Origin of the sequence: Streptomyces sp. NBC_00237, assembly GCF_026342435.1 — a bacterium.
Lineage (GTDB): Bacteria > Actinomycetota > Actinomycetes > Streptomycetales > Streptomycetaceae > Streptomyces.
The window spans coordinates 1,294,331-1,316,433 of the sequence record NZ_JAPEMT010000002.1 but is presented as its reverse complement, the minus strand read 5'-3'; the positions used below and the strand labels follow the sequence as shown (position 1 = coordinate 1,316,433).

At 69.9% G+C, this 22,103-nt stretch carries 10 protein-coding genes; 7 read left to right on the top strand and 3 right to left on the bottom strand.

Annotation, left to right across the window (positions count from 1 at the left end; translation table 11 throughout):
- Positions 1-12: 12 nt before the first annotated feature.
- From OG897_RS19820 to OG897_RS19810, 3 genes are all read left to right on the top strand, one after another.
- Positions 13-10,254 (top strand): non-ribosomal peptide synthetase, encoded by a 10,242-nt coding sequence (locus OG897_RS19820; protein ID WP_266658532.1) that lies wholly within the window; start codon positions 13-15, stop codon positions 10,252-10,254.
- A 98-nt stretch (positions 10,255-10,352) separates the two neighbouring features.
- Complete coding sequence (locus OG897_RS19815; protein WP_266658531.1) at positions 10,353-11,366, top strand: ATP-binding cassette domain-containing protein; 1,014 nt, start codon at positions 10,353-10,355, stop codon at positions 11,364-11,366.
- Positions 11,363-12,157 carry an ABC transporter permease gene (locus OG897_RS19810; RefSeq protein ID WP_266658530.1) on the top strand — a complete coding sequence of 265 codons (795 nt, stop codon included), beginning with the start codon at positions 11,363-11,365 and terminating at the stop codon, positions 12,155-12,157. Before OG897_RS19815 ends, OG897_RS19810 begins: the two co-directional genes overlap by 4 nt.
- A gap of 71 nt (positions 12,158-12,228) precedes the next feature.
- Here the strand turns inward: OG897_RS19810 and OG897_RS19805 are convergent, their stop codons facing one another.
- The 3 genes from OG897_RS19805 to OG897_RS19795 form a co-directional block, all read right to left on the bottom strand.
- Positions 12,229-14,175 carry an AarF/ABC1/UbiB kinase family protein gene (locus OG897_RS19805; protein ID WP_266658529.1) on the bottom strand — a complete coding sequence of 649 codons (1,947 nt, stop codon included), beginning with the start codon at positions 14,173-14,175 and terminating at the stop codon, positions 12,229-12,231.
- On the bottom strand, positions 14,172-14,714 hold the full coding sequence (locus tag OG897_RS19800; RefSeq protein WP_266658528.1) for a hypothetical protein: 543 nt from the start codon (positions 14,712-14,714) through the stop codon (positions 14,172-14,174). Before OG897_RS19800 ends, OG897_RS19805 begins: the two co-directional genes overlap by 4 nt.
- 368 nt (positions 14,715-15,082) lie before the next feature.
- Complete coding sequence (locus OG897_RS19795) at positions 15,083-15,766, bottom strand: hypothetical protein (RefSeq protein WP_266658527.1); 684 nt, start codon at positions 15,764-15,766, stop codon at positions 15,083-15,085.
- Between the two features lie 343 nt (positions 15,767-16,109).
- Between OG897_RS19795 and OG897_RS19790 the strand changes: the two genes are divergently transcribed.
- From OG897_RS19790 to OG897_RS19775, 4 genes are all read left to right on the top strand, one after another.
- A complete protein-coding gene (locus tag OG897_RS19790; RefSeq protein WP_266658526.1) occupies positions 16,110-17,081 on the top strand; it encodes a polyprenyl synthetase family protein in 972 nt (323 codons plus the stop codon).
- 42 nt (positions 17,082-17,123) lie between these two features.
- Complete coding sequence (locus OG897_RS19785) at positions 17,124-18,665, top strand: acyl-CoA carboxylase subunit beta (RefSeq protein WP_266660330.1); 1,542 nt, start codon at positions 17,124-17,126, stop codon at positions 18,663-18,665.
- A 74-nt stretch (positions 18,666-18,739) separates the two neighbouring features.
- Positions 18,740-18,988 carry an acyl-CoA carboxylase subunit epsilon gene (locus tag OG897_RS19780; RefSeq protein WP_266658525.1) on the top strand — a complete coding sequence of 83 codons (249 nt, stop codon included), beginning with the start codon at positions 18,740-18,742 and terminating at the stop codon, positions 18,986-18,988.
- Positions 18,989-19,107: 119 nt separating this feature from the next.
- Complete coding sequence (locus OG897_RS19775) at positions 19,108-22,095, top strand: BTAD domain-containing putative transcriptional regulator (protein ID WP_266658524.1); 2,988 nt, start codon at positions 19,108-19,110, stop codon at positions 22,093-22,095.
- Positions 22,096-22,103 lie beyond the last annotated feature (8 nt).

Here is a 22,103-nt window from a genome sequence, read left to right as displayed (position 1 = left end):
GAGAAAAGCGAAATGACTACGTCGAAGCCGCGGCTCGAGGGCATCCTCCCGCTCTCCCCGCTCCAGCAGGGGCTGCTGTTCCATGCGCAGTACGACGCGCAGGGCCCGGACGTCTACACCATGCAGTTCATCCTGGACATCGAGGGCGGACTCGATCCCGAGGCGCTGCGCTCCGCCTGTGCCGCCGTGCTGCGCCGGCACTCGGGGCTGCGCGCCGCCTTCCGCTACCGCAAGAACGGCGAGCCGGTGCAGCTCATCCCGTTCGAGGTGGCACCGAACTGGACCTGCACCGACCTGTCGGGACTTCCGACGGCCGACCGCGCGGCCGAGGCCGACCGGCTGGCGGCCGAGGACCGGACACGCCGGTTCGACCCGGCGCGCCCGCCGCTGGTCCGGTTCACGCTCCTCACCCTCGGGGAAGGACGCTTCCAGTTCCTGCTGACCGCCCATCACATCCTGCTCGACGGCTGGTCGAGGGCGCTGCTGGTCGGTGAACTGTTCCAGCTGTACGGGCTGTTCCTCGAGGGCTCCGACGAGAGCGCGCTGCCCCCGGTCGCTCCTTACCGGGAGTATCTCGGCTGGGTGGCTGCGCAGGACCGTGGGGCGGCCGAGGTCGCGTGGCGGCAGGTGCTGGACGGGTTGGAGGAGCCGACGCTGCTGGTCGCCCCCGATTCTTCCCGTGAGCCGGTCACGCCGGTACAGACGCGGTTGGAGCTTTCGCAGGAGCGGACGGCGGCGCTGGCCAGGTGGGCGCGTTCGCGCGGGGTGACGGTCAATACCGTGGTGCAGGCGGTGTGGGCGATGGTGGTGGGTCAGCTGACCGGCCGTCAGGACGTGGTGTTCGGCGGTACGGTCTCCGGCCGGCCCCCGCAGATACCGGGCATCGAGTCGATGGTCGGGCTCTTCATCAACACCCTTCCGGTACGGGTCCGGCTGGACCCGGCCGAGACGGTCGGCGCTCTCCTGGAGCGGCTCCAGGACCAGCAGGCCGGCCTCATGGACCACCAGTACCTCGGCCTCTCCGACCTCCAGCGGATGACCTCCGTGGGAGGGGAACTCTTCGACACCCTGCTCGTGTTCGAGAACTACCCGGTGGACACCGACGGCCTGCGCAGGTCGGCCGGCGGCCTCGGTGTCGTCGACGGCCGCAGCCACGAGGGCACCCACTATCCGCTCAGCCTCATGGTTCACGTGGGGACCACTCTCGCCGTGGATCTGAGCTACCGCGCCGATGTGCTGGACGCCGCCGAGGTCACCGCCGTCGGAAACCGGGTGCTGCGCCTGCTCGCAGCCCTGGACGGAGCCGAGAACACCCCCGTCGGCAGGCTGGAGTTCCTCACCGCCGAGGACCGTGCCCTGGTCCTCGACCGCTGGAACGACACCGCGCACGCCACCGAACCGGTCACCCTGCCCGCCCTGTTCCGCCGGACCGCCGACCGCCACCCCGACGCGGTGGCCGTCCAGCACGGCGACACCTGCCTCTCGTACGCCGAACTCGACGCCCGTGCGAACCGTCTCGCCCGCGTTCTGACCGGCAGCGGTGTCGGACCCGAACGGACCGTGGCGCTCGCCGTCGCCCGCTCGGCCGAGCAGATCGTAGCCCTCTGGGCGGTGCTCAAGGCGGGCGCTGCGTATCTGCCCATCGACCCTGATTACCCGGCCGAGCGCATCGCCCACGTACTGGCCGACGCCCGGCCCGTCCTCGTCCTCACCGACAGCACCACCTCAGCGCAGATCACCGCAGCCGTCCCCGGCGGCGACGTACCGCACCTGGTGCTCGACACTCCCGGAACGGCCCGGTTGCTCGCCGCCGAGAAGGAATCCGACCTCACCGACGAGGACCGCACCGCGCCGCTCTCGGCGCAGACCCCCGCCTACGTCATCTACACCTCGGGCTCCACCGGGCGGCCCAAGGGCGTGGTGATGCCGGGCGGTGCCCTCGCCAACCTCGTCGCCTGGCACGAGGACGCCCTGCCGGGCGGACCGGGCGTGCGCACCGCCCAGTTCACCGCCATCAGCTTCGACGTGTCCGCACAGGAGATCCTCTCCACCACCCTCTCGGGGCGCGCCCTCGTCGTCCCCGACGAGGAGACCCGGCGCGACCCGGCCGTCTTCGTGCGCTGGCTCGACGAGCAGCGGATCGACGAGGTGTACGCACCCAACCTGATCATCGACGCGCTCTGCGAGGAGGCGAGCGGTCAGGGCCTGGAGCTGCCCGCGCTCGGACATCTCGCCCAGGCGGGCGAGGCGCTCGTACTGAGCAAGCGGATACGCGACTTCCACCGAGGCAACGGCCGGGTCCTGCACAACCACTACGGACCGACCGAGACCCATGTCGTCACCGCGACGACCCTGCCCGCGGACCCCGACGACTGGCCCGACCGGCCCACCATCGGCCGACCCGTCCGCAACACCCGGACGTATGTGCTCGACGGCGCGCTGCGACCGGTGCCGCCCGGCGCCCCCGGTGAGCTGTACCTCGCCGGAGCGGGGCTGGCCCGCGGCTATCTGAACCGGCCGGGGCTCAGCGCGGAACGGTTCGTCGCCGATCCGTACGGCCCGGCGGGCACCCGGATGTACCGCACCGGCGACGTGGTGCGCTGGACCTTTGACGGTGAACTGGACTACCTGGGACGCAGCGACCACCAGGTCAAGATCCGCGGTTTCCGCATCGAGCTCGGCGAGGTCGAGGCGGCGCTCACCACGCACGCCTCGGTCGGGCGGGCAGCCGTCGTCGCGCGGGAGGACCGGCCCGGGATCACGATCCTCGCCGCCTACCTCGTACCGGTGCCCGGATGCCATGTGCCGGGCGCCGACGCTCTGCGGGCCCATCTCGACGGCATCCTGCCCGACTACATGGTGCCGACCGCCTTCGTGCCCCTCGCCGCGCTCCCGCTCACCCGCAACCGCAAGCTCGACCTCCGAGCCCTCCCCGTCCCGGACGTCACCGTCGCCGCAGGGCGGGAGCCGCGCACCGCCGGCGAGGCCCAGCTGTGCGGCCTCTTCGCAGGCGTCCTCGGCCTGGAGAAGGTCTCCATCGACGACGGCTTCTTCGATCTCGGCGGGCACTCCCTGCTCGCCACCCGCCTGGTCAGCCAGGTCCGTACCGCCTTTGGCGTGGAGCTCGCGGTGCGGGCCCTGTTCGAGGCTCCCACGGTGGCCGCCCTCGCCGACCGGATCGCCACTGCGGGACGGGCCCGCAAGGCGCTCTCCGCGGGGCCGCGCCCCGAGGCGATACCGCTGTCGCCCGCACAGCGACGCCTCTGGTTCCTCGGCAGGTTCGAGGACGCAGGCGGCAGCTACAACCTGCCGCTGGCCGTACAGCTCTCCGGTGAACTCCGGGTGGGGCCGCTGCGTGCGGCGCTCGCCGACGTGGTGACCCGCCACGAGAGTCTGCGCACGGTCTTCCCCGAGAGTGACGGGCGTCCCCGCCAGCTGATCCTGGACCCGGAGCAGGCCACCCCCACGCTCCCGGTGGTCGGCGTCGACGCGGACGATCTGGAGCTGACTCTCGCGGCATTCGCCGGCAAGGAGTTCGACCTCACGCGTGAACCCCCGCTCAGGGCACGCCTGTTCGCGCTCAACGGCAGCGAGTACGTGCTGATGATCGTCGTGCATCACATCGCGGCCGACGGCTGGTCCATGGCCCCGCTCGCCCGCGACCTCGGCGACGCGTACCGGGCCAGGTGCGCGGGCGTGGCCCCCGGCTGGCAGCCGCTGCCGGTCCAGTACGCCGACTACACCCTGTGGCAGCGCGAGGTGCTCGGAGACGAGGGCGAGCCCGGCACCGAACTGTCCCGGCAGATCGACTTCTGGCGCACCGCGCTCGCCGGGGTCCCCGAAGAACTCGCCCTGCCCACCGACCGCCCGCGGCCCCCGGAGACGAGCTACCGCGGCGACACCGTCGACCTGGACATCCCCGCAGGTGTGCACCGGCGGCTGGCCGCCCTCTCCCGGGAGAGCGGTGCCAGTGTGTTCATGGTGGCGCAGGCCGCGCTCGCCGCGCTGCTCGGCCGGCTCGGTGCGGGTGAGGACATTCCTGTCGGTACGGTCATCGCGGGGCGTACGGACGAGGCGTTGGACGATCTGGTCGGGTTCTTCGTGAACACGCTGGTGCTGCGTACGGATCTGTCGGGTGATCCGACGTTCCGTGAGCTGGTGGAGCGGGTCCGGGAGACGGACCTGGCGGCGTACGCGAACCAGGACGTGCCCTTCGAGCAGCTCGTCGAGACTCTCAACCCCGAGCGCTCGCTGGCCCGCCACCCCCTGTTCCAGGTGATGCTCTCCTTCCAGAACAACGCGGAGGCCACCCTCGACCTGGGCGGCCTGAGCGCCACCGGCCGAGCCGTGGGCCTCAAGACCTCCCACTTCGACCTGTCCATGGTCCTGGCGGAGCGGTTCGACGAGGCCGGAGCCCCGGTGGGTATCGGCGGCGGCATCGAGTTCGCCACGGACCTCTTCGACCGCTCGACGGCGCAGGACCTCGCGACCCGGTTCGTGCGGCTGGTCGGGGAGCTGGTGAGCGACCCGGACCGGAAGCTGTCCTCCTGCGACGTCCTGACGGCCGAGGAGCGCAGGCGGATCCTGGTCGACTGGAACGACACCGCCCGCACGTTCCCCACCGGCACCCTCTCCGGCCTCTTCGAGCAGCAAGTCGCCCGCACCCCCGGCGACACCGCCCTGGTGTTCCAGGACACCCGCCTCAGCTACGCCGAAGTCAACGCCTGGGCCAACCGGCTGGCCCGGCACCTCACCCGGCTCGGGGTGCGGGCCGAACAGCCCGTCGCGGTCCAGCTGCCCCGTTCGGCCGAGTACATCGTGGCGCTTCTCGCCGTGATGAAGGCGGGCGCGGTCTACGTACCCGTCGACGCGGGCTATCCGGCCGACCGCATCGCTCACATGCTCGACGACGCCCGTCCGGTGGCGGTGCTCCGCGACCCGGCCGAACTGCACGCCCTCGACGCCGGGTTGTCCACCGAGAACCTCACGGACGCCGACCCGGGCGATCGGCCGCGCCCGGACAACGCCGCGTACATCATCTACACCTCGGGCTCCACCGGCAGGCCCAAGGGCGTGACCGTTCAGCACCACAGCATCGTGAACCTCTTCCACGACCACGTCGGGCGGCTGTACGCACCGGAGATCGCGAGCGCAGGCGACCGCCGACTGAGCGTCGCGCTGGTCGCGTCGCTCTCCTTCGACGCCTCCTTCGACCCGCTGCTGTGGATGATGGCCGGACACGAACTGCACCTCATCGACGAGGAGACCCGGCACGATGCCGCCGCCCTGTACGCCTACGCCCGGCGGATGGGCGGAATCGACCACTTCGACACCACGCCCGGGCACTACCAGCAGCTCCACGAACTCGGGCTGACCGCCGACGAGTCGATCCGTCCGTCGATCGTGAGCCTGGGCGGCGAGGCGCTCGGCGAAACCCTGCGCACGGAGCTCGCGGACACCCCGGGGCTCGTCGCCCACAACCTGTACGGACCCACCGAGGCCACCGTCGACGCTCTCGGTCAGCGCGTCACAGAGGCCGGCCGGGTGCTCGTGGGACGGCCCCTGGACAACTACCGGGCGTACGTTCTCGACCCGGGTCTGCAGCCGGTGGCCCCCGGTGTGGCGGGAGAGCTGTATCTCGCCGGAGCCGGTCTGGCCCGCGGTTATCTGAACCGGCCGGGGCTCAGCGCGGAACGGTTCGTCGCTGATCCGTACGGCCCGGCGGGCACCCGGATGTACCGCACCGGTGACCTGGCCCGCTGGACGAGGGACGGCCGGATCGACTGCATCGGCCGGGTGGACGACCAGGTGAAGATCCGCGGCTTCCGGGTGGAACTCGGCGAAATCGAGAGTGCGTTGGTGACCCAGGACGAGATCGCCCAGGCCACCGTGATCGTCCGCGAGGACCGTCCCGGCATCAGGGAACTCGTCGCCTACGCCGTACCGGCAGCCGGCCACCGGATGCCCGACGCCGACGAACTGCGGCTGCGTCTCGGCGGACGGCTTCCCGCCTACATGGTCCCGGCCGCCTTCGTCGCTCTTGACCGGCTTCCGGTCACCGTCAACGGCAAGCTGGACCGCAAGGCCCTGCCGGTGCCCGCCCCGCGCACCGGAGCCGACGGCCGGGCGCCCCGTACCGCCCAGGAAAAGGCGCTGTGCGACATCTACGCGGAAGTCCTCGGTCTGGAACAGGTCTCCATCGACGACGGCTTCTTCGACCTGGGGGGCCACTCGCTCCTCGCCACCCGGGTGGTGAGCCGCGTCCGCTCGGTGCTCGGCGCCGAACTCGCCGTCCGTACGCTCTTCGAGGCGCCGACCGCAGCGGCGCTCGCCGAGCGGCTCGGCGATGCCGGACGGGCCCGCACGGCGTTGACCGTGCGCCAGCGGCCGCAGGAGATCCCGCTGTCGTCCGCGCAGCGGCGGCTGTGGTTCCTCAACCGCTTCGAGGGGCGCAGCGGCACCTACAACATGCCGCTGGCCGTCCGTCTCACGGGCGCCCTGGACGCCGCCGCGCTGGAGGCGGCGCTCGGCGACGTGACAGCCCGGCACGAGAGCCTGCGCACCGTCTTCCCCGACGTCGACGGAAGGCCGCACCAGCTGATTCTCCCGGCCCAGGAGACGCGGCCGTCGCTGGAGATCGTGGACTTCGACGGGGGAGAGCTGGCGGAGGCGGTCGCCGCCGGGTTCGATCTCGCCGAGGAGATTCCCCTGCGCGCACAGCTGTTCAGGATCTCGGACACCGAGCACGTCCTGCTCGTGGTGGTGCATCACATCGCGGGTGACGGCTGGTCGCTGGCGCCTCTGGCCCGTGATCTGGGTGTGGCGTACGCGGCTCGTGTGTCGGGTGGTGTGCCTGAGTTTGACGCTCTGCCGGTGCAGTACGCGGATTACACGTTGTGGCAGCGGGAGGTTCTCGGTGCCGAGGACGATCCGGTGAGTGAGCTGTCGCGGCAGGTGGACTACTGGCGGGGTGCGCTGGCGGGGCTGCCGGAGGAGCTGACGCTGCCCGCGGACCGTCCGCGTCCGGCGGAGATGAGCCACCGCGGCGACACCGTCGGCTTCCGGATCTCCGGTCAGACCCACGAGAGGCTGCGGGACCTGGCCAACAGCACAGGCAGCAGCCTGTTCATGGTGATCCAGGCGGCGATGGCGACACTCCTGTCGCGGCTCGGTGCGGGTGAGGACATTCCTGTCGGTACGGTCATCGCGGGGCGTACGGACGAGGCGTTGGACGATCTGGTCGGGTTCTTCGTGAACACGCTGGTGCTGCGTACGGATCTGTCGGGTGATCCGTCGTTCCGTGAGCTGGTGGAGCGGGTCCGGGAGACGGACCTGGCGGCGTACGCGAACCAGGACGTGCCCTTCGAGCGGCTGGTGGAGGTCCTCAACCCGGCCCGCTCCATGGCCCGCCACCCGCTCTTCCAGGTCATGCTCGCCTTCCAGAACACCGGGGAGGCTGCCCTCACCCTCGACGGGCTCCGGATCTCCCCGGAGAGGATCAGCTTCGACGCCGCCAAGTTCGATCTCTCGTTCCAGTTCGCCGAGACGCCGGACGGCCTGGCGGGGAGTGTGGAGTTCGCGGTCGATCTCTTCGACCGGGTGTCGGTGGAGGAGATCGCCGGACGGCTGGTACGGGTGCTGGAGGCGGTGGGCGCCGATCCGGGGGTACGGGTCAGCGCGGTGGAGGTGCTGTCGTCCGGCGAGCGGGAGCTGGTGCTCGGGCCGTGGGCAGGTGCGCGGCAGGTGGTGGAGCCGGTGTCGTTCCACGGGTTGTTCGAGGCCCGGGTGGAGTGCCTGCCGGATGCTCCGGCGGTGGCGGCCGAGGGGTTGGTGCTGTCGTACGCGCAGGTGGAGGAGCGGGCGAACCGGCTGGCGCACTGGCTGATGGGCCGGGGCGTGCGTCCTGGGGGTGTGGTGGCGTTGGTGCTGCCGCGCTCCGTGGACATCGTGATCGCGCAGCTTGCGGTGCTGAAGGCGGGAGCGGCGTACCTGCCGGTGGACCCGGACTATCCGGCGGAGCGGATCGCGTACATGCTCGACGATGCGCGTCCGGTGGCGGTACTGCGGGAACTTCCGGTGCTCGGGGAGGAACTGCCGACGGCCCGGCCGGGGGTGGTGGTCTCGCCGTTGAGCGCGGCGTATGTGATCTATACGTCGGGGTCGACGGGCCGCCCCAAGGGCGTGGTGGTGGCGCACGGCGGTGTGGCGAGTTTTGCTGCGGCGCTGGTGGAGCGGTTGGCGGTGGACGCGGAGAGCCGGGTGCTGCAGTTCGCCTCGCCGAGCTTCGACGCGTCGGTGCTGGAACTGGTGATGACGTTCGCGGCGGGTGCCACGTTGGTGGTGCCCGCGCCGGGTCCGCTGGCCGGTGAGGTGCTTGCCGGGGTGCTGGAGTCGGAACGGATCAGTCATGCGCTGATCCCGCCGGCTGCTCTGGCGAGTGTTCCGGTGGGCGGTTTTCCGTCTTTCCGGTCGTTGGTGGTGGGAGGCGACGCCACGTCGGCGGAGCTGGTGGACCGGTGGGCGCCGGGCCGGCGCATGGTCAATGCCTATGGTCCGACCGAGTCCACGGTGGTGGCCACGATGTCCGCGCCGCTGGCGGCCGGATCCGGTGTGCCGTCGATCGGCACGGCGATTCCCCAGACCCGTACCTACGTTCTGGACGGTTCGCTCTGCCCGGTGGCGCCGGGGGTGGCGGGGGAGCTGTATGTCGCGGGTGCGGGGCTGGCCCGGGGCTATCTCGGTCGCCCGGGACTGACGGCGGAGCGGTTCGTCGCCGACCCGCACGGCCTGGCGGGCACCCGGATGTATCGCACGGGTGATGTGGTGCGGTGGACCCGTACCGGTGAGCTGGAGTATCTGGGCCGTACGGACGATCAGGTGAAGGTGCGCGGATTCCGGATCGAGCTCGGTGAGATCGAGACCGTTCTGGGCGGCCACGACACGGTGGGCCAGGTCGCGGTGGTCGTGCGGGAGGACCAGCCCGGTGCCAAACGGCTGGTCGCCTATCTTGTCGCCGTACCCGGCGGGGTTCTCGCTGTCGATGTCCTGCGGGCCCACGTCGCGGCGAGACTGCCCGACTACATGGTTCCCTCCGCGTTCGTCGTTCTCGACGCACTCCCCCTCACCGTCAACGGCAAACTCGACCGCAAAGCCCTGCCGGCGCCGGGCCACGACCTGTCCGCGGGCGGCCGAGGCCCGCGTTCCGCCCAGGAAGAGGTGCTCTGCGGGCTCTTCGCCGAGGTGCTCAAGGCGGACCGGGTGGGCATCGACGACAGCTTCTTCGAGCTGGGCGGCGACAGCATCACCTCCATCCAGCTGGTCAGCCGGATCCGCTCGGTGCTCGGCGTGAAGCTCAGCAACAGAGGCATCTTCGAAACGCCGACGGTGGCGCAGCTGGCCGACCGGCTCGGCACCGGCTCGGACAGCGACGGCTTCGAGGTGCTGCTGCCGCTGCGTACCGGAGGCGAACACCCGCCGCTCTTCTGCGTCCATGGTGCGGGCGGGCTCAGCTGGCCGTACTCGCCCCTGCTGAAACACATCAGGGCCGAGTACCCGCTGTACGGGCTCCAGGCCCGGGGCCTCGACGGAAAGGAGCAGATCGCGACGAGCATCGAGGAGATGGCGGCCGACTACATCGAGCAGATCCGCACGGTCCAGCCGACCGGTCCCTACCACCTCGTGGGCTGGTCCTTCGGCGGCCTGGTGGCGCACGAGATCGCCACCCGGCTGACCGAGGCGGGGGAGCGGGTCGCACTGCTGGCCAACCTGGACCAGACGCCGTACGACGCCTCGTGGGAGGACAGCGAATACGCCATGCCCACCGAGCGGGACGTCCTGGAAACCCTCCTCGATTTCGTTGGCTACGACCTGTCCGAGCTGCCCGAGGGGCCGCTGGAGCACGGGCGGGTGATGGAGATCATCCGGGGCCGGGACAGTGCGCTCGGCAGCCTGGAGGAGGAGCACATCACCGCGTTCATGAAGGTCGGCATCAACAACCACCAGCTCAGCGCCGGCTACCGACCGCGGACCTTCGACGGCGACCTGCTGCTGTTCGTCTCCACGGTCGGCACCGACGATCCCGCCCGGAAGACGGCGGAGTCGGTGGCCGCCTGGCGCCCGCAGGTGACGGGCGCCATCACGACCCACCCGGTGGCCGCGCACCACGGACATCTGCTCCAGCCGGAGCCCGCGGCCGAGATCGGCAGGGTCGTCCTGGAGAAGCTCATGGAACTCCGAGCAGTCCCCACTGCCTGAACACCCCCCACTGCCTGAACATCCCCCACGACCTGGACATCCCCCACCACCTGAACATCACCCAACACCAGCATCAGTTGAGAAAAGGAGTGGCCGTCATGGAAACGGCAATCTCGGCGGAGGGCCTCCGCAAGCGCTACGGCGACCACCAGGCGCTGAGCGGCATCGACCTCTCCGTACCCGCGGGCACGATCCTCGGCGTCCTTGGACCCAACGGGGCGGGCAAGACCACGACCGTACGCATCCTCGCCACGCTCCTGGAGCCGGACGAGGGGCACGCCACCGTCGCGGGGTACGACCTGGCCACGCAGGCCCGCGACGTGCGCGGCCACATCGGTCTGGCCGGCCAGTACGCGGCGGTGGACGAGCGGCTCACCGGGCGCGAGAACCTCCAGCTGATCGGGGTGCTGCTGCACCTCGGCCGGCGCGGCGCCAGGGCCAGGGCCACCGAACTCCTGGAGAAGTTCGAACTCGTCGACGCTGCCGACCGGTTGGCGAAGACCTACTCGGGCGGTATGCGCCGCCGCCTCGACCTCGCCGCGAGCCTGGTCGCCAGACCACCGGTGCTCTTCCTCGACGAGCCGACGACCGGCCTCGACCTCACCAGCCGGCTGACGCTCTGGCAGATGATCAGGGAGCAGGTGGCCGACGGGGTGACCGTACTGCTGACCACGCAGTATCTGGAGGAGGCCGACCAGCTGGCCGACCGCATCGCGGTCATCGACACCGGCACGGTGATCGCGGAGGGTACCCCCGACCAGCTCAAGCGGGAGGTTGGTGGTGAGCGTCTTGAGGTGTCGGTGACCTCGCTCGCCGATCTGCCCGCCGTGGCCCGGACACTGGCGGCCCTCGCCCCGGGCGAACCGTTGAGGGACCTGGGGTCACGCACCGTCTCCATACCGCTGACCGGGGGAGTGCGCACGATCGCCGCGGCCGCGAGCGGACTCGAACTGCTCGGGATCGAACCGGAGGACTTCGCGGTACGCCGGTCCTCGCTCGACGACGTGTTCCTCGCGCTGACCGGCAAGCAGGGTGCTGCCGCGCCCGGACCCGAGTCGGCGCCGGACGCCGCGGGAACCGACACCACGACCAAGGAGAAGCAGCCGGCATGACCGAGGCACTCAGCGACTCGTTCGCACTCGTGGGCCGCCAGATGCGGCACATCCGGCGGATGCCGGAACAATTGCTCGGCATCACCGTGATGCCGGTGGCGTTCGTCATCGTCTTCGGCTACCTCTTCGGCAGCGCCATGCAGGTGCCCGGCCAGGGTGGCTACAAGGAATACATCATGGCCGGCATCTTCGCGCAGGTGATGCTCACCAACATCACCACCACCGCGGTAGGCGTGGTGGGCGACCTCAACAACGGTCTGGTGGACCGGTTCCGGGCACTGCCCATCTCCCGCTCCTCCGTGCTGGTGGGGCGGACCGTGGCGGACGGCATCCTGGTCACCTGGACCTGTGCGGTGATGGCCCTGGTCGGGTACTTGATCGGCTGGCGTGCACACAACGGTCTGCTGCAGACCCTGGCCGGCTTCGGGTTGCTGCTCCTCATGGGATTCGCGATGTCCTGGCTGGGCGCTCTGCTCGGCCTGGTGCTGCGCAACGTGGAGGCGGTGAGTGCGGTGTCCGGCGTGATCATGATGCCGCTGGCCTTCCTGTCCAACGCCTTCGTGCCGCTGGACGGGCTGCCCGGCTGGATGCGGGCCGTCGCGGAGTGGAACCCGGTCAGCTCGGTGGTTTCCGCAAGCCGGGATCTGTTCGGCAACGAACGGGGCCCGACCAGCGGGGCGTTCCCCGCGGAGCACCCCATCCCCACCGCACTGGTGGTGCTGGTGGTACTGATCGCCGTGGTGGTGCCGATGGCCGGACGGGCGTACCAGAAGGCGGCCGCCCAGCGCTGACGGCCACCGTCGTCCCCAACGCGCGGAGCCCGGCTCCTCTCCACGAGGAACCGGGCTCCGCGGGGAGACGGTCAGCGTTGTCTCGGGCTGATCATCATGAAGAGCACGCGCAGCACCAGTACACAGCTGATCAGCAGAAGGTTGTAGCCGAAGAGCTCGAAGAGCCCGAGACCGTCACTGATCTTCGGCCCACCGGTGGTCCGCAGCAGCTGCACACCGACCAGACCGATGATGCCGCCCAGGAACGACAGCAGTACCTCGTGAACCAGCGACCGCAGGAATCTGCGGTCCTCGGCATCCTTGAACATCCGTACGCCGACCGTGAGCTGACCGCCCTCGATGGCGTTGCCGATCCGCTCGATACGGCGTGGCAGACGGCGCATCATGGGAAGCATCGACAGCAGTTCCTCGGTCACGGAACGTCCCAGCACCTCCGGCCGCAGCTTCTGCAGATGCTGGGTCACGGCGAAGGAGCGGGCCTGGGTGACGATGTCGAAGCCGGGGACCAGCCGTTCCAGAGAACCTTCCATGGTGGCCAGCGCACGAAAGACAGCCGCGATCTCCGGCGGCACGCTGATCCCGTACCGGGACACGATCGCGAAGAGATCCGCGAACATTTCCCGGTCCGGTTTGATGCCGGGCGCGAAATGCCGCGCCAGGAAGCTCCCCAGAGCCCGCTCCAGCTTCCGTTCGTCGACCTGCTCCGGGTGGGCCACCAGTTCGAGCAGGGCGTCGGAGAGACCGGCAGGGTCACCTCGGTGCAGGGCCAGCAGCATGCTGCGCAGAGTGGAGCGGAGCGATCGGTCGATACGCCCCACCGAGCCGAAGTCGAGCATGCCGAGCTGCCCGTCCTCCAGCAGCAGCAGATTGCCGGGGTGCGGGTCGGCATGGAAGACCCCGCTGGTCATGATCTGTCCCAGCAGACACTCCAGCATCGCCTGTGCCAGGGCGTTCCGGTCGAGGCCGCGCTCGTCGAGAACGTCCGAGACGCTGTGCAGCGGTACGCCCTCCAGCCATTCGGTGACCAGGATCCGACGGCTGCTCAGATCCAGGTGCACCTCGGGAACCTTGATCACCGAATCACCGGTGGACTGCTCGACGGCGGCGGCCACGGAGAGTGTGTTGCGTGCCTCGATACGGAAATCCAGCTCCTCGTGGAGGGACACCGCGAATCCCTCGGCAAGGGCCGTGGCCCCCACGCTGCGACCCCAGTCGGTGTGGTGTTCCAGCTTCGCCGCGAACCGGTGGAGAATGTCCAGGTCGTCCACGACGATGGCCCTGGCCCCTGGCCGCTGCACCTTGACGGCGACCGGCTCCCCGCTGTGCAGTACGGCGCGGTGCACCTGGGCGATCGAGCCGGCCGCGATCGGCTTGGGCTCGAACTCCGCGAACACCTTGGCGATCGGTGCCCCCAGCTCCTCCTGGAGCACCTGCTCGATGGCTTTCCACGGTTCGGCGGTCGCTTGGTCCTGCAGGGTGCTGAGCTCGTCGATGAATTCCTGCGGAAGCAGGTCGTACCGGGTGGACATCACCTGGCCGAGCTTCACGAACGTGACCCCGGCCTCCTCCAGCGCGAGCCTGAAGGACGGGGCGAGCACGACGCGTTCGGCGGGAGCCCGGCGAGTCTTTCCACTGAGGAACCGGCCGAGTCCGTGGCGTACGAAGATCCTGCTCAGCCGTGTGTACCGGCGGGTGCGGGCCAGCCGGCGGCGCAGTGCCTTGGGGAATCCCACCAGTCCGCGCACGGTGCCGGACGGGATCAGCACCTCGGTGGCGGCGAGGAACACCATCGCCACCAGCAGGGAGACGCCGATCTCCAGAGTGACGAGGGCCAGCGGCTGTACATTGCGCAGCGGGAAGCTGACAAGGGTGCCGGCGCTGAGCCCCACACCGGCGGTGACCACGGCGCGGCCCTTGCCGATCTCGATGCCGAGCAGTCGTCGGGCAGTTGAGGCGAGGCCGACCATCAGCGCGGTGAGGGAGAGCGCGGCCAGCAGGATGAGCATTGTGTTGCTCACCGCTGCCGCCGCCGCAGGTAGTAGGAGACCGTGACCACGCCGAGCAGCGGGCCCCACAGCAGCAGCGGCACGTAGCACCAGCCCATGATGCTGCGGTGAATTCCGGTGAGGTTGCCGTCGTTCACCTTGTCCCACATGACGTACTGACTGAAGGTCACCGCGGTCATGATCAGCGCACCGAGCGTGGCCGGGACGACGGCCGCCCACGGCCGGACCGGCTTGTTCCCGATGATCGGCACCCAACGAGGGGCCACCAGACCCCAGTTGCTGACCAGCCCGAGGGTGAGCAGTGCCGCCAGTTCCTGGAAGACCGAGATGAGGGGCAGAACGAGGTAGCCACTGCCCGGCAGGTCGTAGTCGGTGCGCAGTACGGCGTCGCTGTATCCGACCGGTACCCCGATGGCCATGGCTAACCGCCACAGCGTCGAGGGCAGCGCGATCAGGGGGACGGCATGGGCTGCCCAGCGCACCCAACGGGGCGGGGGAGGTGTGGAAAGCGCCGTCGAGCGGCGGGAGTCGCGACTGGTATCAGTGGTCATGGGCGTCAGAATGCCAATCTTCTCGAATGCGGCACAACCAGGCAGAGCCCGGCACTCCCGGGTCGCCGTGGTGAACGGTGCGGGAGTGCCGGGCCGATGATGCGGAGGGGTCACATCCCCTTGCCCGCCCCGGATATGGCTCTGCCGTGGTACCGGATCTGAAGTTGGCCGGCAGTTCGACGATGCAGCACCGCAGTGGCCTGCATGGTCCTGAAACCGGTGTGGGGCACGGTCGAGCACCCTGTCCCTTCGGACATGGGACTCCTTACGACGGGCTTCGACGGGGGCGATCTCTGTGAGAGTAGGGAGAGTTCGCCGCCGCATCCCGAGAGATGTCAGGTTGCTGCCATTCGATCCGTATTGGGCACCTATGCGCAGCCCCGCTGAAGGTTCCAGCCGACGAAGCTGTGCTTGAGTTCCACGTCGAAGCGGCAGGAAGCGGTGCCGTCGGCCTTGAGATCCACGTACGAATGGTGCTTGTTGGCGTACCAGTCGCCGGTCGTGTCGAAGATGCCCTTGTACGAGAACTCGGCGTGCGCCTCGTTGCGCGAGACCGTGCAGTCGGTGAGGCAGTCGGCCGTCTTGCTCGACGACTTCAGTGACCAACCGGCGTTCCAGGGCTCACGGTTCCACTCCTGGCGTGCCTCGGTGGCCGCAGTGGTGATCCGGTTGCCTTCGGTGTTCCAGGTGGATGTGGTGGAGAGACCGGTCATCCGGATGTTGCAGCAGTCGTACATCTCCGACCAGCTCTTCACCTGCCGGGTGGCGGCCCCTGCGGCAGCGGCACGGGGAACAGCGCGTGCGCCCGTCGCCGGTACCAGCCGTACGGCCCCCAGCCGCGGCTTGCAGTCCGCCCCGATGGTGACCTCCTGCTGAACTGCCAGACCGGCGGGCGGCGCGGGCAGCGCACCGGACAACTGCACGTTCGTGCAGACCTGCCCGGCCCTGGCGGTCGCCGGGGCGGCGCCCCCGGGAGCAGCGGCGGCCGGCAGGGCCGACAGGCCGAACAGACCGCTGGCGGCCGCCGTGACGATGATGATTCGGTTGCGCATTTCCCTCGCCCTTCTCGGCATTCTCGAAGATTTCCGCTGGAGCGTATCCAGACGCCCCGACAGGTCCGCAGGCGTGGCGAGGGTTGGCAGGAAGCTGACAATTCACTGTTGTCCGGGGAGCCGTGAACCTACTGGCACCTTCATGTCAGCGCCGTTGTCCGGGCGTGGGGAGCAGCAGACAGTGGCGGTCGATGTCCGTGAAACGAAACGGGCTCCGCCGGTGCTAATGAGGGGTTTCCTCGTGGATGTTCAGCAAATGTACGAGGCTCCGACGTCGGCGCCGGATCGAGGGACCGGGATTCTGGGACAACTCGCTCTTGAAGACGAGGAGTTCGAGACCGGCATGCGAGACGCCCTGGCCGCCGCCGAGAAGTGGCTCCAGGACTGCGTGCACAGCGCTCCCGATCCCCGGGTGGCCGCGCTCACCGGCCACCTCGCGGCAGCCGGAGGCAAACGGCTGCGGCCGCTCCTGGTACTGCTCGGCGCCGAGTTCGGTGAGCCCTGGCGGGACGGAGTCACCCAGGCCGCCGTCATCGCGGAACTGGTCCACATCTCCTCGCTCTATCACGACGACATCATCGACGGTGCCGCCACCCGGCACGGGGTCGACAGCGTCAACGCACGCTGGGGCGAGCGTGCCGCCGTGCTCGGCGGTGACTGGCTGCTCGCCCGCGCAGCCCAGTTGGCCGCCGGCCTCGGCGCCGAAGCCATCCACCTCAACGCACAGACCGCCGGCCGTCTGGTGTCCGGACAACTGCGCGAGCTGACCGGCCCCGCTCCCGGCGAGGACCCTGTCGCCCACTACTTCCAGGTGATTGCGGGCAAGACTGCCGCGCTGCTCTCGATGTCGCTGGGTATGGGCGCCCTCCAGGCGGGTGCGTCCGCCGCGCAGGCGGCGGCCCTGACCGAGTACGGAGAGCAACTCGGCGTGGCCTTCCAGATCGCCGACGACCTGCTCGATCTGAGCGCCCCCGCCGAACTGACCGGCAAGGAGCAGGGCAAGGACCTGCTGGCCGGGGTGTCGAGCCTGCCCGTCCTGATCGCCCTGGCGGGTGACGATCCAGCCGATGACGAACTGCGCGCCCTGCTCACCGGCGGACACGTCACGGCGCCCGCCGTACACCGCCGGGTGCTGGAACTCTTCCGTTGCTCACCGGCCGCCGCCGAGGCCGCTGCGCTGATGCGCCAACGCCTGGAGCAGGCCCGGGCCTCCCTCGAAGGGCTGCCGCCGATCCCGGCGCGCCGCGCACTTGTCGCACTCGGCGACTTCGTCGCCCGGCGTACTGCCTGGCCGCCGCTCTGGCCGACCGCCTGACCGCCCTCCCGCACGGCCGTCTGAATGGAGTTGGTCATGACAATGAACGAGCAGATCGGTGAACTGACCCGAATCCGTCAGGAGGTGCTCCGGGGAGTGCCGGAGGCCACCGACGCCCAGCACAGCAAGGGGAAACTGACGGCCAGGGAGCGCATCTCGCTGCTGTTGGACCCCGATTCCTTCCACGAGGTGGAGCAGTTGCGCAGGCACCGGGCGACCGGTTTCGGCCTGGAGAACAAGAAGCCGTACACCGACGGTGTCATCACCGGCTGGGGCACGGTCGAGGGCCGCACGGTCTTCGTGTACGCGCACGACTTCCGGATCTTCGGCGGCGCGCTGGGCGAGGCCCACGCCACGAAGATCCACAAGATCATGGACATGGCCATCTCGGCCGGTGCCCCGCTGGTCTCCCTGAACGACGGCGCGGGCGCCCGCATCCAGGAGGGTGTGAGCGCGCTCGCCGGGTACGGCGGCATCTTCCAGCGCAACACCCGTGCCTCCGGTGTCATCCCGCAGATCAGTGTGATGCTCGGTCCGTGCGCGGGCGGTGCCGCCTACAGTCCGGCGCTGACCGACTTCGTGTTCATGGTCCGTGAGACCTCGCAGATGTTCATCACAGGACCGGACGTGGTCCGCGCGGTGACCGGCGAGGAGATCAGCCAGAACGGGCTCGGCGGCGCGGACGTCCATGCCGGGACGAGCGGCGTCGCGCACTTCGCGTACGACGACGAGGAGACCTGCATCGCCGAGGTCCGCTACCTCATCTCGATGCTCCCCTCCAACAACCGCGAGACACCGCCCCGTTCAACCTCGTCGGACCCGGTCGACCGGAGCTGTGAGCGGCTGCGCGACCTCGTCCCGCTGGACGGCAGCCGCCCGTACGACATGCGCGAGGTCATCGAGGAACTCATCGACGACGGCGAGCACCTGGAGGTCCACGAGCGCTGGGCTCCCAGCATCCTCACCACCCTCGCCAGACTCGGCGGCCAGGTGGTCGGCATCGTCGCCAGCCAGCCGCAGTTCCTCGCAGGAGTGCTCGACATCCACTCCTCGGAGAAGGCCGCCCGCTTCGTGCAAATGTGTGACGCCTTCAGTATTCCGCTGGTCACCCTCGTCGACGTGCCCGGCTTCCTGCCGGGCGTCGGTCAGGAGCACGGCGGCATCATCCGCCACGGTGCGAAACTGCTGTACGCGTACTGCAACGCGACCGTGCCCCGGGTGCAGGTGATCCTGCGCAAGGCGTACGGAGGCGCGTACATCGTCATGGACTCGCGCTCCATCGGCACCGACGTCTCGTTCGCCTGGCCGGCCAACGAGATCGCCGTGATGGGTGCTGAGGGTGCCGCCAACGTGGTCTTCCGGCGGCGCATCCAGGCTGCGGACGACCCGGACGCGATGCGCGAGCAGCTGGTCAAGGAGTACAAGGCCGAGCTGATGCACCCGTACTACGCGGCCGAACGTGGCCTGGTCGACGACGTGATCGACCCCGCCGAAACCCGCAGTGCTCTCATCGGCGCGCTCACCATGCTGCGCTCGAAGCACGCTCCGATACCTGCCCGCAAGCACGGCAACCCCCCGACCTGACGCACCGGTTGCGCCCGTTCGTCAGCCTCGGCCCGACTGCCCGGCCCCCTGACCTCCCGACCCGAGGAGATTCCATGTCCGTACAGCCCGTACCCGTACCGGTGCTCGAAGGGCCGCTGGGTCCCGCTCTGTTCAAGGTCATCAGGGGAGTGCCCACCCCCGAGGAACTGGCGGTCGTCACGGCCCTGCTCACGGCTCTTTCCACGCCGGGGGCCGAGTCGGGGGAGGGCGCCGCATCGTCCCGGGGGCGCACGAGCGCACCGGCCGCTACCTGGGACCTTCCCGACGCCCTGCCGCCCGCGTCCTGGATGGCGAGGGCCTGAGGGGCTGGCAGCATGCTGCCGTCGTCGTTGCGGAGCCCGGCTGAACCCTGTTAATCAGTCTGAAAGCGGCGAATCAGGTCGTAGCAGGTACGGCTGCGGCCGAACAGCGGGAGGCATGCGTGCTTCAGGTGGTGTTCCGGATCCTGGGGCCGTTGGAGATCAGCGCCGACGGGCGCCCCGTCGTGCTCCAGGGCGCCCGTCAGCGCACGATCATGTCGATGCTGCTGCTCGCACCCAACCGGGTGGTGTCCGTGGACGTGCTCGCCGACGCCGTCTGGGACGGCCGCCCGCCGGCCACCGCACGCAACCAGATCGCGATCTGTGTGTCCGCGCTGCGTAAGACCATCAAGACCGCGGTCGGCGTCGAGGACCTCCTGGTCACCAGCCATCCCGGATACATGCTCTTCACCGGTGAACACCGCATCGACGCCGTCGAGTTCAACGACCGTACCGCCAAGGGGCGGGAGGCGGCCCGCAGCGGCAGACTCGAGGAGGCGTGCGCCCACTTCGAGGAAGCACTCGCCATGTGGCGCGGCCCCGCACTCGAAGGCATCTCCGCCGAACGGGTCGAGTCCGAGGCCGCCCAGCTGACCGGGGAGCGCTTCGACGTCTACGAGGAGTACGCGGGCCTGCGCCTCGAACTGGGCCAGCACCGCGAAATGGTCGGCGAGCTGAGCGCGTTCGTCCGCGAACACCCGCTCCGCGAGCAGGCCAAGGGACACCTGATGCTCGCCCAGTACCGGGCCGGACGCCGCGCCGAGGCCCTGGAGACCTACCGCGACGCGCAGCGGCTGCTCGCCGACGAACTCGGCATCGACCCGGGCCCCGTACTGCAGGAGCTGCACGAGGAGATCCTTGCCGACTCGCCCCTCCTCAACCTGCCCGCCGAACCCGCAGTCCTCGTACCCCAGACGGCCGTCCCCGCGCACCTTCCCCCCAACCCGGCCTCGTTCACCGGCCGCAACAGCGAACTCGCCTCGCTGGACCGCCTCCTCGACCAGCTCGACGGCCAGGCGCTGCCGGTCGGCTCGATCATCGGCCCCGGCGGCGTCGGCAAGACCGCCCTTGCCGTGCACTGGGCCCACCAGGTCGTCGCCAGGTTCCCGGACGGCCAGCTCTTCGCCGACATGCGCGGCTACGACGAGGCGGAAGAGCCCCGCAGACCCGGCGCCGTACTCGACCGCTTCCTGCGCGCGTTGGGCGTGCCCGGCCCGCAGATTCCCACCGACGAGAACGAGCGCACCGCCCTGTTCCGCAGCGTTCTGGGCGGCCGCAGGGTGCTCATCGTCCTCGACAACGCCCGTTCCTTCCGGCAGATCCGCCCGCTGCTGCCAGGCACCGGACGCTGCTGCGTCCTGGTCACCAGCCGCGACTCCATGGGCGGCTCGCTCGCCGGCGACTACGCTTTCGTACCGCTGCACCTGGGCTCACTGGAGCAGGACGAGTCGATCGCCCTGCTCTCCAAGGTCGCAGGGGACGAACGCTTCGGGGCCGACCCGGCCGGGGCCGCCCGGCTCAGCCTGCTCTGCGACCGGCTTCCGCTCGCCCTGCGGATCGCGGCCGCCCGGCTCGCCGCCAAACCCCACTGGTCGGTACGGACCCTGGTGGCCCGACTCGAGGACCAGCACCGCAGACTCGACGAACTCAGCATGGACGAACGCGGAGTCAGGGCCGGACTGCGGCTCAGCTACCGCGACCTGCCGGCCGCCGCCGCGCGGATGTTCCGGCTGCTCGGTGTCCTCAACGTCCCCGACTTCTCCGCCTGGGCCGGCGCCGCGCTCCTCGACATCGACCCCGTCGATGCCGAGGACCTGATCGAGCAGCTCGTCGACGCCCAGCTGCTCGAACCACTCAGTGCCACCACCGGTCACGTCCGCTACCGGTTCCAGGACCTGGTACGGCTGTTCGGCCGCGAGTGCGCACGGGACGGGAACACCGAAGAGGAACTGCGGGCCGCCACCCGGCGCGCCTGCGGAGCCTGGCTGGCCCTCGCCGCAGAGGCCCACCGTCGGGTGTACGGCGGCGACTACACCGTGATCCACGGTCCCGCGCCGCTCCACCCGCTCCCCGGCCATCTGGTGGAGAGTCTGCTGGAGGACCCGATGGAGTGGTTCGAGACCGAACGCTCCTCGATCACCGGACTGGTGGAGCAGGCGGCCAGACACGGTGAGTCCGCCCACGCCTGGGACCTGGCGATGACCGGCGTGACCCTTTTCCAGAACCGCAACTACCTGGAGGACTGGCGGGAGTCCGGCGAGCGTGCACTGGAAGCCGCCGTCCAGAGCGGGGACACACTGGGCGAGGCGGCGATGTTGCATTCGCTGGGCACCCTGGAGATCGTCCTGTGGGACTACGACTCCGCCCACCACCGGCTCAGCCGGGCCCTGCACCTGTTCGAGGAGCAGGGGCAGGACCAGGGACGCGCCCTGGTCCTCCGGAACCTGGCCCTGTGCGAACGCCATCGCGGAGATCTGGACCGGGCCAGGGAGAAGGGGCACCGCTCGCTGGAGATCTTCCGCGCGGTCGGTGACCACTACGCCGAGGCCCATGTGCTGGGGCTCCTGGCGCAGATCGAACTGGAGCGGGGCGAGCCGCAGGCGAGTCTGATGCTGTCCTCGGAGGCGGTCGCCAGAAGCCGTGGTCTGGGGACCGTACGGGGCGAGGCTCAGAGCACCGTCCGGCTGGCCGAGGCGCTGATCCATCAGGGGGACGGCCCGCGGGCGGAAGATGCCTGCCGACGTGCACTGGAGCTGGTCCGCGACAGTGGTGACCGCCGCGGTGAAGCTCATGCGCTGCGTTCGCTGGGTGAGGCACTGTGGTGCCAGGGCAGGACCGAGGAGGCCGAGGCGGTTCTGCGGGATGCGCTGCTGACCTCGGGCAAGGTGCCGGACCGCCACCTGGAGGCGCGGGCCGGGGTGGTCCTCGGGTGCGTACAGGCTCTGCACATGGATCGTGCGGGGGCCGCCGCCAGCTTCAAGTCCGCTCAGGATCTCTTCGCGGAGGTCGGTGCGCCGGTCTGGGAGGAACGGAGCGCACGGTTGCTGGCGGTGCTCGGGGATGGTCTGCCGTTGGAATCGGAGCAGTTGTTCGTACTCGTCCGGCCTTGAGGGACCCG

What these genes read in the sequence shown, in the direction of transcription:
- OG897_RS19810 (WP_266658530.1), top strand. Translation starts at nt 11,363, where the DNA reads ATGACCGAGGCACTCAGCGACTCGTTCGCACTCGTGGGCCGCCAGATG.
- OG897_RS19780 (WP_266658525.1), top strand. Translation starts at nt 18,740, where the DNA reads ATGTCCGTACAGCCCGTACCCGTACCGGTGCTCGAAGGGCCGCTGGGT.
- OG897_RS19795 (WP_266658527.1), bottom strand. Translation starts at nt 15,766, where the DNA reads ATGCGCAACCGAATCATCATCGTCACGGCGGCCGCCAGCGGTCTGTTC.
- OG897_RS19785 (WP_266660330.1), top strand. Translation starts at nt 17,124, where the DNA reads ATGAACGAGCAGATCGGTGAACTGACCCGAATCCGTCAGGAGGTGCTC.
- OG897_RS19800 (WP_266658528.1), bottom strand. Translation starts at nt 14,714, where the DNA reads ATGACCACTGATACCAGTCGCGACTCCCGCCGCTCGACGGCGCTTTCC.
- OG897_RS19820 (WP_266658532.1), top strand. Translation starts at nt 13, where the DNA reads ATGACTACGTCGAAGCCGCGGCTCGAGGGCATCCTCCCGCTCTCCCCG.
- OG897_RS19815 (WP_266658531.1), top strand. Translation starts at nt 10,353, where the DNA reads ATGGAAACGGCAATCTCGGCGGAGGGCCTCCGCAAGCGCTACGGCGAC.
- OG897_RS19790 (WP_266658526.1), top strand. Translation starts at nt 16,110, where the DNA reads ATGCGAGACGCCCTGGCCGCCGCCGAGAAGTGGCTCCAGGACTGCGTG.